This window comes from Amycolatopsis sp. NBC_01488 (assembly GCF_036227105.1).
Lineage (GTDB): Bacteria > Actinomycetota > Actinomycetes > Mycobacteriales > Pseudonocardiaceae > Amycolatopsis.
The window spans coordinates 4745001-4761864 of the sequence record NZ_CP109434.1; the positions used below are offsets into that span (position 1 = coordinate 4745001).

Consider the following 16864-nt stretch of genomic DNA (forward strand, 5'->3'; position numbering starts at 1 on the left):
GTTGTTTCTGGTGTGGTGTTTGAGAACTGTAGAGTGGATGCGAGCATCTTTGTGGTCAAGTTGTTAAGGGCACATGGTGGATGTCTTGGCTTCAGGAGCCGATGAAGGACGTAGGAGGCTGCGATAAGCCTCGGGGAGCTGTCAACCGAGCTGTGATCCGAGGATTTCCGAATGGGGAAACCCAGCACCAGTGATGTGGTGTTACCCGCACCTGAATATATAGGGTGTGTGGAGGGAACGCGGGGAAGTGAAACATCTCAGTACCCGTAGGAAGAGAAAACAACCGTGATTCCGTGAGTAGTGGCGAGCGAAAGCGGAAGAGGCTAAACCGTGTACATGTCAAGCTGTCAGGCGTTGTGTATGCGGTGTTGTGGGACCCGCCTTGAAGAGACTGACATTTCTTCGGGTTGTTGTGCTGGTTAGTGGAACCGCTTGGGATGGCGGGCCGGAGTGGGTGAGAGCCCCGTACGCGAAAATCAGTGGCAAGGACCTTGGTGGTGTTCCCGAGTAGCAGCGAGCTCGTGGAATTTGCTGTGAATCTGCCGGGACCACCCGGTAAGCCTAAATACTTCCTGAAGACCGATAGCGGACGAGTACCGTGAGGGAAAGATGAAAAGTACCCCGGGAGGGGAGTGAAAGAGTACCTGAAACCGTGTGCCTACAAGCCGTCAGAGCTCACTTGTTGGGTGATGGCGTGCCTTTTGAAGAATGAGCCTGCGAGTTAGTGCTGCGTGGCGAGGTTAACCCGTGTGGGGTAGCCGTAGCGAAAGCGAGTCTGAATAGGGCGTATGAGTCGCGTGGTCTAGACCCGAAGCGGAGTGATCTACCCATGGCCAGGGTGAAGCGACGGTAAGACGTCGTGGAGGCCCGAACCCACTTAGGTTGAAAACTGAGGGGATGAGCTGTGGGTAGGGGTGAAAGGCCAATCAAACTCCGTGATAGCTGGTTCTCCCCGAAATGCATTTAGGTGCAGCGTCACGTGTTTCTCTGCGGGGGTAGAGCTACTGGATGGTCTAGGGGCCTTACCGGGTTACCGAAATCAACCAAACTCCGAATACCGTAGTGTGAGAGCGTGGCAGTGAGACGGCGGGGGATAAGCTTCGTCGTCGAGAGGGAAACAGCCCAGAACACCAGCTAAGGCCCCTAAGTGTGTGCTCAGTGGGAAAGGATGTGGGATTGCCCAGACAACCAGGAGGTTGGCTTAGAAGCAGCCACCCTTGAAAGAGTGCGTAATAGCTCACTGGTCAAGTGGTCCTGCGCCGACAATGTAGCGGGGCTTAAGCACACCGCCGAAGCTGTGTCATTCATGCAATACATCGGTTGTTCTCCTTGAGGGAACGATCTAGTGGTGTGGATGGGTAGGGGAGCGTCCTGCATCCGGGGAAGCGGCGGCGGAAGCCAGTCGTGGAGGGTGTGGGAGTGAGAATGCAGGCATGAGTAGCGAATGCAGAGTGAGAAACTCTGCCGCCGGATGACCAAGGGTTCCTGGGCCAGGCTAATCCGCCCAGGGTAAGTCGGGACCTAAGGCGAGGCCGACAGGCGTAGTCGATGGACAACGGGTTGATATTCCCGTACCCGAGCATGTGCGCCCATGACGAGGCGTTTGATACTAACCACCCGAAGCCGCTCGGCGAAGTCTTCGGACCTAGTTGGGTGTGTGGAGCGTGGGGCCTGATTTCGTAGTAGTCAAGCGATGGGGTGACGCAGGAAGGTAGCTCCGCCAGGCGATGGTTGTCCTGGTGTAAGCGTGTAGGCCGGAACATAGGCAAATCCGTGTTCCATATAGGTTGAGACGTGATGCGTAGCCGTTTGAGGCGAAGTAGAGTGATCCTATGCTGCCGAGAAAAGCCTCTAGTGAGTGCATGCACGGCCCGTACCCCAAACCAACACAGGTGGTCAGGTAGAGAATACCAAGGCGATCGGGTGAACTGTGGTTAAGGAACTCGGCAAAATGCCCCCGTAACTTCGGGAGAAGGGGGGCCAAACACTCTGAAGCCTTTTTCGGGCTAGGGGTGGGTGGCCGCAGAGACCAGCGGAAAGCGACTGTTTACTAAAAACACAGGTCCATGCGAAGTCGCAAGACGATGTATATGGACTGACGCCTGCCCGGTGCTGGAACGTTAAGAGGACCGGTTAACTCCCTTTGGGGGTGAAGCTGAGAATTTAAGCGCCAGTAAACGGCGGTGGTAACTATAACCATCCTAAGGTAGCGAAATTCCTTGTCGGGTAAGTTCCGACCTGCACGAATGGCGTAACGACTTTCCGGCTGTCTCAACCACAGGCCCGGCGAAATTGCACTACGAGTAAAGATGCTCGTTACGCGCGGCAGGACGGAAAGACCCCGGGACCTTTACTATAGTTTGGTATTGGTTTTCGGTTCGGCTTGTGTAGGATAGGTGGGAGACTGTGAAGTGGTCACGCTAGTGGCTGTGGAGTCGTTGTTGAAATACCACTCTGGTCGAATTGGGAATCTGAACCTCGGGCCATGATCTGGTTCAGGGACAGTGCCTGATGGGTAGTTTAACTGGGGCGGTTGCCTCCTAAAGAGTAACGGAGGCGCCCAAAGGTTCCCTCAGCCTGGTTGGCAATCAGGTGTTGAGTGCAAGTGCACAAGGGAGCTTGACTGTGAGACAGACATGTCGAGCAGGGACGAAAGTCGGGACTAGTGATCCGGCACCTCCTGGTGGAAGGGGTGTCGCTCAACGGATAAAAGGTACCCCGGGGATAACAGGCTGATCTTGCCCAAGAGTCCATATCGACGGCATGGTTTGGCACCTCGATGTCGGCTCGTCGCATCCTGGGGCCGGAGTAGGTCCCAAGGGTTGGGCTGTTCGCCCATTAAAGCGGCACGCGAGCTGGGTTTAGAACGTCGTGAGACAGTTCGGTCCCTATCCGCCGCGCGCGTAGGATACTTGAGGAAGGCTGTCCCTAGTACGAGAGGACCGGGACGGACGAACCTCTGGTGTGCCAGTTGTCCCGCCAGGGGCATGGCTGGTTGGCCACGTTCGGAAGGGATAACCGCTGAAGGCATCTAAGCGGGAAGCCTGTTCCAAGATGAGGTATCCCACCCTTTGTGGGTTAAGGCCCCCAAGAGACCATTGGGTTGATAGGCCAGAGATGGAAGCACAGTAATGTGTTGTCGAGTTGACTGGTACTAATAGGCCGAGGACTTGCCTACGAAGGTGTTACGCATCCACTCTACGGTTCTGAAACACCACACGCTGCTCTGTGTTGAGCAGATGTGTTGTTTCGTAGTGTTTCGGTGGTTTTAGCGTCAGGGAAACGCCCGGTCCCATTCCGAACCCGGAAGCTAAGCCTGATAGCGCCGATGGTACTGCAGCCGAAGGGTTGTGGGAGAGTAGGACACCGCCGAACTCACGTTGGGGAAGGCCCCGGTCGAGAACCTGCTGGTTCTCCCGGGGCCTTTTCTCATACCCAAATCCGGCCGTGTCGCCCCTCCAATCACGCGAGTTGACCCTTCCAGCACCCTCGCCGGCGTGACTGAGGCCGGAACTGGCGTGATCAGAACCGGAACTCACGTGATCGGAGCCGGAACTCGTGTGATTGAAGCCGGATCTCGCGTGACTGACCGGGCATCTCGCGTGATTGGAGAGGCATCATGCGTGCCTGCAGGGGCATCACTCGTGATTGGCGGGGCGACACGGTTAGTCCGCGGGACGGCGGAGCAGGTAGGTGTCCATGATCCAGCCGTGCCGTTCGCGGGCCTCGGCTCGCGACGAGCGGATCCGGGCCGCCAGCGCCTGGGTCAGCGGACCCGAGATGAGGATTTCGTCGGGCGTGCCGACGTACGCGCCCCAGAAGATGTGCAGGCCGGTGTCCGTGTAGCGGTCGAACGTCGTGTGGGCGTCCAAAAGCACGAACACGTCGTCGACTCCCGACGGCCAGCCCGTTGCCAGGCGGCGGCCCGTGGTCAGCTGGACCGCGCGGCCGATCTGGTTCATCGTCGTCCGGTGGCGGGCCACCAGTGCCGAAATGCTGCTGATCCCCGGGATCACCTCGTACTCGAACGCCATGTTGCCGCGCGCCAGCACCGCCTCGATCAGCGCGATCGTGCTGTCGTACAGCGACGGGTCGCCCCACACCAGGAACGCGCCCGTCGACGACTCGTCCAGCTCCGACAGCAGGAGCTGCTCGTAGACCGCCGCCCGCGCCGCGTGCCAGTCGGCCACCGCTGCCCGGTAGTCCTCCGGCGTACGGTCCCGGGGTGGATCCGCGACCAGCACGATGCGGTGAGGACGGGTGACGAACCGGTCGAGGATCTCCTGCCGCACCCGGACCAGGTCGGCCTTCTCCGTCCCCTTGTCGAGCACGAAGAAGACGTCGACGCGGTTGAGCCGGTCGATCGCCTGCACCGTGAGGTGCTCCGGGTCACCGGCGCCGATCCCGATCGCGTAGAGCTTCCGCATCCCGCGAGTCTGCCGGGGGCCGGTGGAGAACCCCTACCCCCGATGGGTATAAAGGAAGGACCACGAAAGGAGCTGCCGATGACCCGGACGACCTACTCCGTCGAGGGCATGACCTGCGGACACTGCGCCACGTCGGTCCACGAAGAGGTCTCCGAGCTCGCCGGGGTCCACAGCGTGGACGTCGACGTCGCGAGCGGCCGCGTCACCGTGACCAGCGACACCCCGCTGGCCACGGACGCCGTCGCCGCGGCCGTCACCGAGGCCGGCTACCGCCTGGGTGCCTGAGCCGTGACCACCGCGACCCGTGTCGAGCTCGCCATCGGCGGCATGACGTGCGCGTCGTGCGCCGCGCGTGTCGAGCGCAAGCTCAACAAGGTCGGCGGCGTCACCGCGACCGTCAACTACGCCACCGAGAAGGCCCAGGTCAGCTACCCGGACGAGCTGACGATCGACGACCTCAGGGCCGTCGTCGAAGCCGCTGGGTACTCCGCGCGGCTCCCCGAGCCCGAAGAGCCGGCCGAGAGGCCGACGCTGCGCAAGCGTTTGCTCCTTTCGGCGGCGCTCACACTCCCGCTGCTGGCCCTCGCGATGGTTCCGGCCTGGCAGTTCGACTATTGGCAGTGGGTCTCGCTCGTCCTCGCCGCCCCGGTCGTGACCTGGGGCGCGTGGCCGTTCCACCGCGCCGCGGCGGTCAACCTGCGCCACCTGACCGCCACGATGGACACGCTGATCTCCCTCGGCGTCGTCGCTTCGGTGGCTTGGTCGCTGTACGCGCTCTTCTTCGGCATGGCCGGCGAGATCGGCATGCGCCACGGCTTCGAGCTGATCAGCGCGGGCCCGGCCGGCGACAGCCTCTACTTCGAAGTGGCCGCCGCGGTCACCACGTTCATCCTGGCCGGCCGCTTCTTCGAGGCCCGGTCCAAGCGCCGCGCCGGCGCCGCCCTGCGCGCGCTCATGGACCTCGGCGCGAAGGACGTCACGGTGCTCCGCGGTGGCGACGAGCACCTGATCCCGGTCGAGGACCTGCAGGCCGGCGACGTCTTCGTCGTCCGGCCGGGCGAGAAGATCGCCACCGACGGCGTCGTCGTCGAAGGCGGCTCGGCGGTGGACGCCGGCATGCTGACCGGCGAGTCCGTGCCCGTCGAGGTCGGGCCGGAAGACGCGGTCGTCGGCGCCACCGTCAACGTCGGCGGGCGGCTGCTCGTGCGGGCCACCCGCGTCGGCGCGGACACCCGGCTGGCGCAGCTGGCGCGGCTCGTCGAGTCGGCGCAGAACGGCAAGGCCGAGGTCCAGCGGCTCGCCGACCGGGTCTCGGCGGTGTTCGTCCCGGTGGTCGTCCTCCTGGCCCTGGCGACCCTGGTCGGCTGGCTGGCGACCGGCGGAAGTCCCGAAGAAGCGTTCACCGCGGCCGTCGCCGTGCTGATCATCGCCTGCCCGTGCGCGCTCGGCCTCGCGACGCCGACGGCGTTGCTGGTCGGCACCGGCCGGGGCGCGCAGCTCGGCATCCTCATCAAGGGGCCCGAGGTGCTGGAGTCCACCCGGTGCGTCGACACCGTGGTCCTGGACAAGACCGGCACGGTGACCACCGGCCGGATGACGCTCGTCGAGGGCGACGGCGAGGTGCTGCGGCTCGCGGGTGCCGTCGAGGTCGCGTCCGAGCACCCGATCGGCCGCGCCATCGCGGACGCCGCCCGCGAGCGGTTCGGCGCGCTGCCCGCCGTCACGGACTTCCGCAGCACTCCCGGCGTCGGCGTGACCGGAGTGGTCGACGGGCGCACGGTCAGCGTCGGGCGAGGCGAAGGCGACGCCACCACGGTCGCCGTCACCTGGGACGGCGAGGTCCGCGGCACCCTGGCCGTCGCCGACACGATCAAGCCGACGTCCGCGCGGGCCGTCGCCGAACTGCGCGAACTCGGCCTGACGCCGGTGCTGCTGACCGGCGACAACGCGGGCACGGCCCGGGCGATCGCCGCCGAGGCGGGGATCGACGAGGTCGTCGCCGAGGTGCTGCCAGAGGGCAAGGTCGACGTCGTCAAGCGGTTGCAGGCCGAGGGCCGCGTGGTCGCGATGGTCGGCGACGGCGTCAACGACGCGGCCGCGCTCGCCCAGGCCGACCTGGGCCTGGCCATGGGCACCGGCACCGACGCGGCCATCGAAGCGAGCGACCTGACGCTCGTGCGCGGCGACCTGCGGGTCGCGGCCGACGCGATCCGCCTGGCCCGGCGGACGCTGGCGACGATCAAGGGCAACCTGTTCTGGGCGTTCGCCTACAACGTCGCGGCCATTCCCCTCGCGGCGCTCGGCCTGCTCAACCCGATGATCGCGGGCGCGGCGATGGCGTGCTCGTCGGCGTTCGTGGTGAGCAACAGCCTCCGGCTGCGCCGCTTCCGCTGAACCCCCGGAGGGTATAGTCGGTCGTCAGGGACGTCGAGGATGGGGACGGGTGCGCGATGACGGGTTACGGCAGTGAGCGGGAGGCCTACCTCAAGCGGCTGCGCCGGATCGAGGGGCAGATCCGCGGGCTGCAGCGCATGGTCGAGCAGGACAAGTACTGCATCGACATCCTGACCCAGGTCTCCGCGGCGACGAAGGCGCTGCAGTCGTTCTCGCTGGAGCTGCTCGACGAGCACCTGGCGACCTGCGTCGTCCAGGCGGCCGCGGCCGGCGGCGACGAAGCGGATCTGAAGGTGCGGGAAGCGTCCGACGCCATCGCGCGGCTGGTGCGTTCCTAGCGCACCAGCACGGCGAGCGTGAGGCCGCCGGCGTTCGTCACGAAGTGCACGATCACCGACGCGAGCACGCCGCGCCCGAGGTGGCGCCACCAGTGCAGGAAGATGCCCGCGACCCCCGCCGCGGCCATCGCCAGCACCTGGAGCACCACCACCGGCGTCGACCCGAACACCGCGTGCACCGCGGCGTTGCGGCCGATCGCCAGCGCGGGGAGCGCGTGCCAGAGCCCGAACAGCGCCGCCGAGCAGAGGATCGGGGGCCAGCTCCAGCGCTCGTCCGTCGCGCCGAACAGGCCCGGGAGCACCCCGCGGAACGCGATCTCCTCGATGAGGACCGTCCCGAACAGGATCCGGCCGCAGGTCAGCCACAGCAGCTGCCCGAAGTCCGGGTCGCCGACGCGGCCGTCCTGGTACACCGTGCGCAGCGCCGGCACGGCCAGCGCGATCCCGAACACCACCGCCATCAGCCCGGCCCCGGCCAGCCCGGCCAGCGCCGGCCGCCGCAAGCGGCTCAGACCCAGGTCGGTCCACGTGCACCCGGCCGCGCGCCCCAGGACGACCAGGACCACCGCGGCGACCAGCCCGCACACCGGGTACGCCCAGCCGGGCAGCACGCGGTTGGCCAGCGTCGTCGACGCGGCGAGCGTCACCACCGCCACGACCAGGGCCGACACCCGACGGAGAGACATCGGCGACGGGCTTTCCGCGGCCCGGGCGGATCCCGCGAACGTCGTTCGCACGGGCGTCCCCCTCTCAGCCGGTCTCCTGATCATGGAGGGTCCCCGGCCGGGCGACAAGGTTCAGCCCACGGCGTCGGTGAGGTCGCCGGCCGGTGAGCGCCGCTGGACCGGCACTCTCTTCGACATCGGCAGCGTGGCCTCCGGATCGAACGGTGCCGGGCGGTCGTCGAGGGCGACGGCCGCTTCGGCCAGCAAGGAGCGGCAGCCGGTGAGGCTCGCCTTCAGCTTGTCGCGGACGTCGTTGAGCTCAGCGACCTCGCGTTCGGCCGCCTCGACCAGCGTTTCTCCGTGGCGAGTGGCTTCGGCGACCAGGTTCTCGGCCTTGGCCGAGGCGGCGGCCAGCTCGCGCTTCCCGGCGGCGACCAGCTGCTCCGCCTTCGCCCGGGCGGCTGCTTCCCCCTCGGCCAGTTCGCGCATCGCGTCGGCCCGGCGGACCGTCATCGCCCGCGTGTGGTCCTCTTCGAGCCGGGCGCGGCGGTGCGCGGCGGCTTCGTCGAGCTCACGACGGCGTTGCTCGGCCGCGCGCACGAATTCCTCGTGCTCGGCGCGCTGCCGCTCACGCTCGGCCTCGGCTTCGGCGACCAGCCGGCGTTCCTTCTCGGTGAGCCGGACGGCCTCCTGCTCGGCCTCGCGCCGGATGCGGTCCGCGGTTTCCCTTGCCTGCGCGGTGATTTCGGCCGCTTCCTCGCGGGTGAGCTCGATCATCCGGCGCGAGCGCTCCTGCAGCGCGTCCGGTTCGATCGGCGTCCGGCTGATCCGGTCGATCTTCAGCCGGAGCTCGCGGTTGTCCTCGGCGATCACCGACACGCGCTGCCGCGCGGAGTCGCGTTCGGCGGTGAGCCTGCGGATCTCGGCCTCGGCCCACGCGACGTACTCAGCGACCTGGGCGCGGTGAAATCCGCGCCACGCCAGGTCGAATCCGGGCTGCGTCTGCGCCACGTCCTCGCCGCCGCCGGGGGCCATGCCTCACCTCCGAATTGGATGGTTTCTCCTCGGCCGCACGTTTTCCTTGCGGTACCGGGGAATTCCGTCTGCACCCCAGTGTGCCGCAAACCCGCCCCCGCGCGCTGCCCGGGCGGGCGATCATTCGTCGAGCGGTTCCCCGGCGCCGGTGGACGTGCTCCGCACGCCCGGCAGTTCGGCGAGCTCGGCGGCGAGGTCGTAGAGATCACCGCGGCCGTCGAGGCGCAGCGTGACGACCGCGATCCGTTGCCCCTCCTCGGAAACCGGCTCGTGGTCGACCTCGACGTGGTGCACCCGACCACCCGCGTCCGGTGCACGCGGCGAGTGCCGCGCGCAGCACGCCGTGGCCGTCGAGGTAGCTCAACCGCACGACGGGTGGTTCACGCCGGTGCCGCGCGACGAACCGCTGCAGCGGCGGGAAGCCGCGGGTCACCACGAAGTGCCCGACCGTCGTGCCGACGGCGAGCACCGGCAGCCCGGCACCGCAGGCCGTGCCGACCGCGGCGGTGAGCCAGATCGTCGCCGCCGTCGTCAGGCCGCGCACGGCGTCGCGGCGGACGAAGATCAGGCCGCCGCCGATGAAGCCGATGCCGGACACGATCTGCGCGGCGATCCGCGACGGGTCGAGCGCGACGTGGTCGAAGCCGAGCAGGTCGGCGAAGCCGTACTTCGACACCAGCATGAACACGGCCGCGCCGACGCCGACCAGGCTGTGCGTCCGCAGCCCGGCGGCCTTCATGCCGGCTTCGCGCTCGAGCCCGATGGCGACGCTGAGCAGCAGCGCGAGCAGGACCGGCGGCAGCAGCTGCCACTGCGCCGTCGTGGACCACAGGGTGGTCAAGATCACTACCTCCCGGAGTCGGCGGTGTCGGCACGCGGGGAGCACCGCCGGGGCCGTCACCTGGGCACACTGGGCCGGAAGCCCGATCGTGCCAGGTGAGGTGGGGACGCGTGACAGCGAGTCGGCCGGGTGGGGTGGCGGTACGCGCCGTTGCCGGTGCCGGGGCGACTGATGCCAGTGTCACCCCGGGTCGCCGCTGCGAGTCTCAGCCGCCGGGCGGGCTGGCCGTGAGCACCGCTGCCAGTGCCAGGACCACCGATGCCAGCGTCACCTCGGCCGTCACCGCGAGCCGGAGCCGTCGCAGCTGGGAGGTCAGCACCGCCGTGCCGCCTCCTCCGGTGCGGTCGGCCGTCACTCCGCGCTGGACCGCGCGGCGGGCGGTGTTCGCCACCGCCAGCAGGGCCACGAACCCGGTGATCTTCGCCAGCAGGAGCCAGCCGTACGTGGTCGTCCACAGCGCCGACACCGAGGGCACGATCCGCAGGGCCAGTACGCCGCCGCTGATCGCGATCAGGGTTACGCAGGTCATCGCCAGCCGGGAGAACCTGCTCACCACCGGGCCGAGGTCCTCCTCCGGCGCCGGGCGGGCCAAGCAGAGGGCCAGCTGGACCAAACCGCCGGCCCACACCGCGATCGCGCCCCAGTGCACCAGGTCCGCGCCCACCGAGAAGTACATGATCGGGTCCGTCACCGGGTGCCCGCTCGCGGAGAACGTCAGCAGCACCGCCACCCCGGTGACGATCGCGAGGTTCTCGAGCCTCCCGCGTCGCCGCTCGGGCAGCGGCGGGCCCAGCAGCCGCGGCAGCACGAACGCCAGTACGCCGGCCGCGGCCAGCCGGAGCAGCAGCAGCTTGCCGTAGGGCAACCGGAGCGTGTCGGCCAGCAGGCCGGTGTCGAAGAGCCCGCCGAGGCCGCGCCCGGCCGCATACGGGCCCTGCAACAGGCCGGTGGCGACCGCGGTGCCCGCCGTCAGCCAGGCACCCCACCGCAGCACGCGCCGCGCCCGCGGGTCCGCCCGTCCGCCCGGGCGGACGGCCAGGAGGAACACCAGGCCGCCAAGCAGGACCACGCCGGCGTAGGACAGCCAGCGCACGACCGTCGAGACGACGTCGACCGCCGGGTCGGTGCCGGTCGCGGCGGCGACCGCGCCCGCCGACGTGATCAGCGGTCCCGAGCCGACCACGAACGCGAACGTGCCGCGCACCGGGTGCGAGTCGGCGGAGATGAAGGCGTACTCGACCAGGTAGCTGCCGTCGGGCAGGCCCGGCCGCAGCCGGACGGCGACCTGCTCGGCGACGTCGCCGGGCTGGAACACCGGCCCGGTGTCGACGGCCGTGCCCTGGGTGTCGACCACCTTGAGCGAGCCGGGCTGGATGCCGATGTTCTCCGACAGCGTGACCGACACCTGCGCCGGCGCCGTGGTCAGCCGCGTGCCGTCGCCGGGGGTGGCGGAGATGATTTCGACGTGTGCCGACGCCGGTGCGGCGGTGAGCACCAGCCAGCCGGCCAGGAAGGCCAGCAGGGCCAGTGCCCGCCGCACGGTCCGGCCGCTCATGCGCACACCTCGCCGACGCTCGGTGCGGCCTGAGCGGCCAGCGCAGCTCGCGAGCTCGCTCATGCCGCGGCGAGCGAGGGCCGCTCCGGCAGGCCGCAGGTGCAGCCGGTCAGCTCGTGCTCGGCGGCCGAGGCCCGCCGGTGCAGCACGACCGCGACGATCATCGGGATGGTGACGATCGTGTTGTAGAACAGGTGCAGCTCGACCCGCGGCACGAGCAGCTGGATGATGCTCGTGGGCACCTTCTGCCCCGCCAGCCGCCAGCCCGTCTGGGCCTGGACGAACAGCAGCAGGTGCTCGATGTGGTGCCAGAACTGGATGGCCAGCGCCAGGTTCCACCACTGCCGCGACCGGCCGGCGAACCCGTGCCGCAGGATCCACAGGAACACCAGCATCACGAGCGCGTAGCCGTAGTGCAGCCATTCTTGCGAAATGAGCCACGGGAACGGCATCCCGAGGATGCCGCGGGCCCGCGTGGTGGGCCAGCCGAGCCCGTAGATCTGGACCGCCTGGACGATGTGCTCCGCCCAGTGCGCGACCACGATCACCATGAACGCGGTGAGGGCCCGGCTGTGGTGCTTCCCGTTGAGCGTTCCCAAGAACCCGGCGGGCCGGGCGAGTTCGGACGTGGCCATGCTGTCCCCAGTTTCGCGAGTCGACGACGGCGATGCGTCGACGATAACCGTGGCCCGTTCGGCGCCGGTTACTCCGGATTGCCGATCTTTTCCCAGGAGTTGCGACGTCCGGCGGAGTGCGCCGCGACCGCGTCAGTGCACCGCGAGCCCGCTGGCGCGCTCCGGCGCCGGGGGGATGTGGAACAAGCGGGTGAACAGCTCGAGGTGCGCCGGTTCGCCGTGGACGCGGACCTTGCCGCTGCTCAGGGCGTCCTGGGCGGTCAGGTTGCCGTTGAGCAGGTCGAGCATCGCCGGTCCCTGCGGCTCGATCACCAGGTCGGCCGCGGGCAGCGAGCCGGCGGAGACCTTGACCGCGCCGTCGTCGACCATGGCGTGCACGATCATCTCGCCGCCGAGGTGGTGCAGCTCGTAGTTGACGTGCACGCCGGCGGCGGCCTCCTCCTGGAACGTCGTGTAGAGCGAGATGATCGCGGTGTCGAGGGTGAAGACCTCGTCCGGCTTCGGGTACGTCAGCGAGCGGGCACCCCACAGGCCGAGGTCCAGCACGATGTGGTCGAGCTCGGCGCCGTACTCGGTGAGCTCGTAGACGACCCCGGCGTCCAGCTGCGAGAGCACGCGGCGGCGGACGACGCCGGCCTCCTCGAGCTCGTTCAGCCGGGAGGTGAGGATGCTGACCGGGATCTTCGGGAGGGTGCGCTGCAGGTCGGTGAAGCGCTTCGGGCCGAGCATGAGGTCTCGGACGACGAGCAGTGACCAGCGTTCGCCGACGATCTCGAGCGCCCGGGCCAGGCCGCAGAACTGTCCGTACGTGCGAGCGGAAGTAGGCATACTCGGGTCCTCACTTGTTCGTGCCAGGCCGGGCGCGTCCGGCTCGCGCGGGTCCGCGAGCTCCGTTACGGTGCTCGCGAGACGCACCGTGCCGACACGGGCGTCGCTGTCTACGGTGACGGTTCCCCGTTGTGCGCGGCCAGTGAGCCGCACATGTGTGCCCCATGCGTTCCGCATGCCAGGCCATGCGTTTTCCACGATTCGCCCGTGCGCCGTGCACTGGCTGAGCCGCCGTGCCGTGGCGCAGGATTCGGGGTCTCTCGTCCCGCGCCCTTTCGACGAACGGCAGGAGAGCCCAATGCGCACGACAGCGGTGGACGCGCGGGTCCCGGACGACGGCGGGGGCACCGCGGACGCACCGGCCCCTTCGCGGGCTCCCGCGTTCCGGCGGCACCTGCGGGCGGAGGTCCGGGCGGGCAAGGGGGCCTACCTGTTCTCGGAGCAGGGCGTGATCGCCTTGCGCGGAGCGAAGATCGAGTCGCTGGCGGCGTTGCTGGACGGCACGCACGACCTCGACCGGCTGCTGCGCGGACGGCCCGGCGGGATGCCGCCGGAGGAGGTCGCCGCGCTGCTGGCGCAGCTGGTCGACGCCGGCCTGGTGACCCTCCGCAGCGCCGTCGAGGACCCGCCCGGCGACGAACGCGCGCTGGCCTACTGGGACGCCTGCGGGGTTGACGCGGACGTCGTCGCCGCGCGCCAGGGCACCGTGCGGCTGGTCGCCGTGGGCGACAGCGCCGACGGCGTCGACCCCGGCGCGGTCGAGCGGGCACTGGCCGGCGCCGGTCTGGACGTCGTGGGCTCGGACACCCGCGCCGCCGACCTGTCGGTCGTGCTGTGCGCCGACTACCTCGACCCGCGGCTGGCCCGGATCGACGCGCAGCACCGGCTGGCGGGCCGGCCGTGGCTGCCGGCGCGGCCGTTCGGCGCCCAGGTGTGGATCGGCCCGGTGCTGCGGCCGGACGGGGCGTGCTGGCACTGCCTGACCCACCGGCTGTGGGGGCACCGGCACGCCGAGGCGTGCGTGCAGGAGGAGCTCGGTCACGACGGGCCGGCCCGCCGCCCGGTCTCGGCGCTGCCGCCGCTCACCGCGGCCGCGGCCCACCTCGTCGCGCTCGAGGCGGCCAAGTGGGTGGCCGGCTACCGCCACCACGGCCAGGAGTGCGTGTGGACGCTGGACACGCTCGACCTGCAGGGCCGGTTGCACGAGCTGCGCCGCCGCCCGCAGTGCCCAAGCTGCGGCGAGCCGTCCCTCGTGGCGCGCCGCTCGGCGCAGCCCGTCGTGCTGCAGCCGGCGAAGAAGGCGACGACCGGGGGCGGCGGGCACCGGACCGCGACGCCCGCGCAGATGCTCGAGCGGCACCGGCACCTGGTCAGCCCGGTCACCGGCATCATCAAGGAGATCCGGCCCGACCCGGCCGCGCCGTGGTTCGCCAACGCCTACCGCTCCGGGCCCAACGTCGCCCGCGGCGTCACCGGCATGGCCGCGCTGCGGGCCGGCCTGCGCTGCGAGAACGGCGGCAAGGGCGTCAGCCCGCTCGACGCCGAAGTCAGCGCGCTCTGCGAGGCCGCGGAACGGTTTTCCGGCAACTTCCAGGGCGACGAGCTGCGCATCCGGGGTTCGTACGACGAGCTGGGCGAGGAAGCCGTGCACCCCAACGAATGCATGCTCTTCGCCGACCGGCAGTACGCCGACCGGGCGGCCTGGAACGCCGCGCACGCGGACTTCCAGCGGATCGGCGAGCCGTTCGACCGTTCCGCGGTGACCGACTGGACGCCGGTGTGGTCGACGGCCGGGCGCCGCCGCCTGCTGCCGACGTGTTACCTGTACTACGGGACCCCGGCCGAGAGCGCGGTGCGCGGCGTCCGCGCCGACTCGAACGGCGCCGCGGCGGGCAGCAGCCTGGAGGACGCAATCCTGCAGGGCGCGCTCGAGCTCGTCGAACGCGACGCCGTGGCGCTGTGGTGGTACAACCGCACGCCGGTGCCGGGCGTCGACCTCGCGTCCTTCGGTGACCCGTGGCTCGACGAGATGGGCGGCAACTACGCGGGGATCGGCCGCGAGCTGTGGGTCCTCGACATCACGTCCGACCTGCGGATCCCGGTGATCGTCGCGTTGTCGCGGCGGATCGACGGCCCGCACGAGGACATCATGATGGGGTTCGGCGCCCACCTCGACCCGCGGGTGGCCGTGCGCCGGGCGGTGACCGAGCTCAACCAGATGCTGCCCGTCGTGCACACCGCGGGACACACCCTCGACGACCCGGACGCGCGGCGCTGGCTGGCCCACGCCACGGTCGCGAACCAGCCGTACCTGCCGCCCGCGGCGGGCCTGCGGATGCGGACGGCCGCGGACTTCCCGTTCGTCAACCGGGCCGACGTCCGCGACGACGTCGACGCGGTGGCCCGGGTCTTCGGTCGCGCCGGCCTGGAACTGCTGGTGCTCGACCAGACCCGCCCGGACGTCGGGATCCCGGTGGTCAAGGTGCTCGCGCCCGGCCTGCGCCCGTTCTGGGCCCGGTTCGCGCCGGGCCGGCTCTTCGACGTCCCGGTCCGGCTCGGCCGGCTGGACGCGCCGACGCCGTACGAGCGCCTCAACCCGATCCCGATGTTCCTTTGAGAGAGCAGGCGGACGCTGGATGTCCGTTGTTCGTTTGAGGAGTCCGCTTTGCCTGCTGACCGCCCGGCGGAGGTTCCGGAGACCGTCCGGCTCTGGTCCTTCACCGAAGACACGCTGCTGGAGACGGGGGACGGCGACACGCTCGTCGCGATCACCTGGTGGGGTGAGTACGAACTGGCCGGCGTCCCCCCGCCGGTGCGCGAGTCGCTGGGCCGGATGGCGCTGGGCCCGGTCTCGATGGGCAACCTCGCCTCGTCGGCGAGCGGGGCGGCCGAAGCCTGGGCGGCTTCGCTGCGCAAGGTCCTCAACCGGCTGTCCGGCTCCGTGGTGCACTCGCTCGCGCTCAACGACGGCCGCGGGCCGCTGCTCTCGGCCGTCCCGGTGACCCCGGCGCCGGTCTTCCCGGCCGACCCCGTGCCGGCCGGCCGGCCGGTCAAGCTGTCCCGGTACTCGGCGATGCGCCCGGACGGCGGCGTGCTGCAGCTGGAGTCGCCGCGCGCCCGGTACCGGGTCGCGCTGCTGCGCCCGCTCGCGGTGACCGTGGCGTCCTCGCTGGCCGGGCCGGTCACCGTCGCGCAGGTCGCCGCGGTCTCCGGGCTGGCCGAGCCGGTCGTGGCCGAGGTCGTCGCGTTCCTGGTGGCGGCGGGCGTGGTCCTGGTGGCCGACGCCTGGGCCGAGTTCGCCGAGGACACCGACGCCGACCTGGCCGCCTGGTCGCCCGACGACCTGCTGTTCCACGCCCGCAGCCGGACGTGGCTGAAGGGGGCGCCGCCGGACCGGGAGGAGCACCGGTCGGGCGTCGAGCCGCCGGTGGTCAAGCAGATCACCGCCGGCCCGACCTTCCCGCTGCACCGGCCCGACCCGGCGGTGCTCAAGGCGACCGACCCGACGCTGGCCACGCTGCTCGAGCTCGACCACACCTGCCCCGAGGTCACCGAGCACGCCTTGTCGGCCGAGCAGATCGGGGAGTTCCTCTTCCGCGCCGCGCGGGCCCGCTCGATCGGGCCGGCCCACCTGCCCGGCGGCCCCGGCCACGAGGCGTCCCAGCGGCCGTACTTCAGCGTCGCGTGCCTCTACGAGCTCGAAATCTACGTCGGGATCAACCGCTGCGCCGGCCTGGCCCGGGGCATCTACCACTACGACCCGCGGTGGCACACGCTGACGCTCATCAACGACGACCTCGGGATGCTCGACGGCATGCTCGACCTGGCGATGGTCGGCGCGGGCAGCCACCGCAGGCCCTCGGTGCTCCTGACGATGACGGCGCGGATGTCGCGGATCGCCTGGGTGCTCGGCAGCGCCGCCTACGCGACGACGCTGGTGCACGTGGGTGCCCTGCAACAGGTTCTCTACCTCGCGGCGAAGGCGATGGGGCTGTCCGCGCACGCCGTGCCGGTCGACGCCGGCGACCGGGTCGACCGCTCGCTCAAGCTGGAGTGGCCGGCCGAAGTGAGCGTCGGCGAGTGCGTCCTCGACTTCCCCGGCCCCGGCTGACACCTCGGCCGGAAACGTCCACCCTGTTACCTTTG

Annotated in this window: 12 protein-coding genes and 2 rRNA genes; 7 read left to right on the forward strand and 7 right to left on the reverse strand. The window is 69.5% G+C overall.

What is annotated here, in order from left to right; genetic code table 11:
- Positions 1-53 precede the first annotated feature (53 nt).
- Positions 54-3178 (forward strand): 23S ribosomal RNA (locus OG738_RS22980).
- Between the two features lie 80 nt (positions 3179-3258).
- Positions 3259-3375 (forward strand): 5S ribosomal RNA (gene rrf / locus OG738_RS22985).
- A 290-nt stretch (positions 3376-3665) separates the two neighbouring features.
- On the opposite strand, the gene cobF is transcribed toward rrf, so the two are convergent.
- Positions 3666-4427: a precorrin-6A synthase (deacetylating) gene (cobF, locus tag OG738_RS22990; RefSeq protein ID WP_329056485.1), complete on the reverse strand. Its 762-nt coding sequence runs from the start codon at positions 4425-4427 to the stop codon at positions 3666-3668.
- Positions 4428-4505: 78 nt separating this feature from the next.
- On the opposite strand from cobF, the gene OG738_RS22995 reads away from it, so the two are divergent.
- From OG738_RS22995 to OG738_RS23005, 3 genes are read left to right on the forward strand one after another with little or no spacing between them, the layout of a single operon-like run.
- Entirely contained in the window at positions 4506-4712 is a 207-nt protein-coding gene (locus tag OG738_RS22995; RefSeq protein WP_329056487.1) for a heavy-metal-associated domain-containing protein, read from the forward strand.
- Between the two features lie 3 nt (positions 4713-4715).
- Positions 4716-6821 carry a heavy metal translocating P-type ATPase gene (locus OG738_RS23000; protein ID WP_329043991.1) on the forward strand — a complete coding sequence of 702 codons (2106 nt, stop codon included), beginning with the start codon at positions 4716-4718 and terminating at the stop codon, positions 6819-6821.
- A gap of 56 nt (positions 6822-6877) precedes the next feature.
- Complete coding sequence (locus OG738_RS23005; protein ID WP_329043993.1) at positions 6878-7159, forward strand: metal-sensitive transcriptional regulator; 282 nt, start codon at positions 6878-6880, stop codon at positions 7157-7159.
- On the opposite strand, the gene OG738_RS23010 is transcribed toward OG738_RS23005, so the two are convergent.
- From OG738_RS23010 to OG738_RS23035, 6 genes are all read right to left on the reverse strand, one after another.
- The gene (locus OG738_RS23010) at positions 7156-7845 is read right to left on the reverse strand and encodes a CPBP family intramembrane glutamic endopeptidase (RefSeq protein ID WP_329043994.1); all 690 of its coding nucleotides are present in this window, start codon (positions 7843-7845) and stop codon (positions 7156-7158) included. The genes OG738_RS23005 and OG738_RS23010 overlap by 4 nt on opposite strands.
- Positions 7846-7956: 111 nt before the next feature.
- Entirely contained in the window at positions 7957-8859 is a 903-nt protein-coding gene (locus OG738_RS23015) for a M protein (protein ID WP_329043995.1), read from the reverse strand.
- 205 nt (positions 8860-9064) lie between these two features.
- A complete protein-coding gene (locus OG738_RS23020; protein ID WP_442875800.1) occupies positions 9065-9700 on the reverse strand; it encodes an MgtC/SapB family protein in 636 nt (211 codons plus the stop codon).
- A 205-nt stretch (positions 9701-9905) separates the two neighbouring features.
- Positions 9906-11255, reverse strand: coding sequence for a copper resistance CopC/CopD family protein (locus OG738_RS23025; protein ID WP_329043996.1), 1350 nt, complete (start codon positions 11253-11255; stop codon positions 9906-9908).
- Positions 11256-11314: 59 nt separating this feature from the next.
- Complete coding sequence (locus OG738_RS23030; protein ID WP_329043997.1) at positions 11315-11890, reverse strand: hypothetical protein; 576 nt, start codon at positions 11888-11890, stop codon at positions 11315-11317.
- Between the two features lie 132 nt (positions 11891-12022).
- A complete protein-coding gene (locus tag OG738_RS23035; RefSeq protein WP_329043998.1) occupies positions 12023-12718 on the reverse strand; it encodes a helix-turn-helix domain-containing protein in 696 nt (231 codons plus the stop codon).
- 298 nt (positions 12719-13016) lie between these two features.
- Between OG738_RS23035 and OG738_RS23040 the strand changes: the two genes are divergently transcribed.
- Both OG738_RS23040 and OG738_RS23045 read left to right on the forward strand, forming a co-directional pair.
- Positions 13017-15335, forward strand: coding sequence for a TOMM precursor leader peptide-binding protein (locus OG738_RS23040; protein WP_329044000.1), 2319 nt, complete (start codon positions 13017-13019; stop codon positions 15333-15335).
- A gap of 48 nt (positions 15336-15383) precedes the next feature.
- Positions 15384-16829: a SagB/ThcOx family dehydrogenase gene (locus tag OG738_RS23045; RefSeq protein ID WP_329044001.1), complete on the forward strand. Its 1446-nt coding sequence runs from the start codon at positions 15384-15386 to the stop codon at positions 16827-16829.
- The last annotated feature ends 35 nt before the right edge of the window (positions 16830-16864 follow it).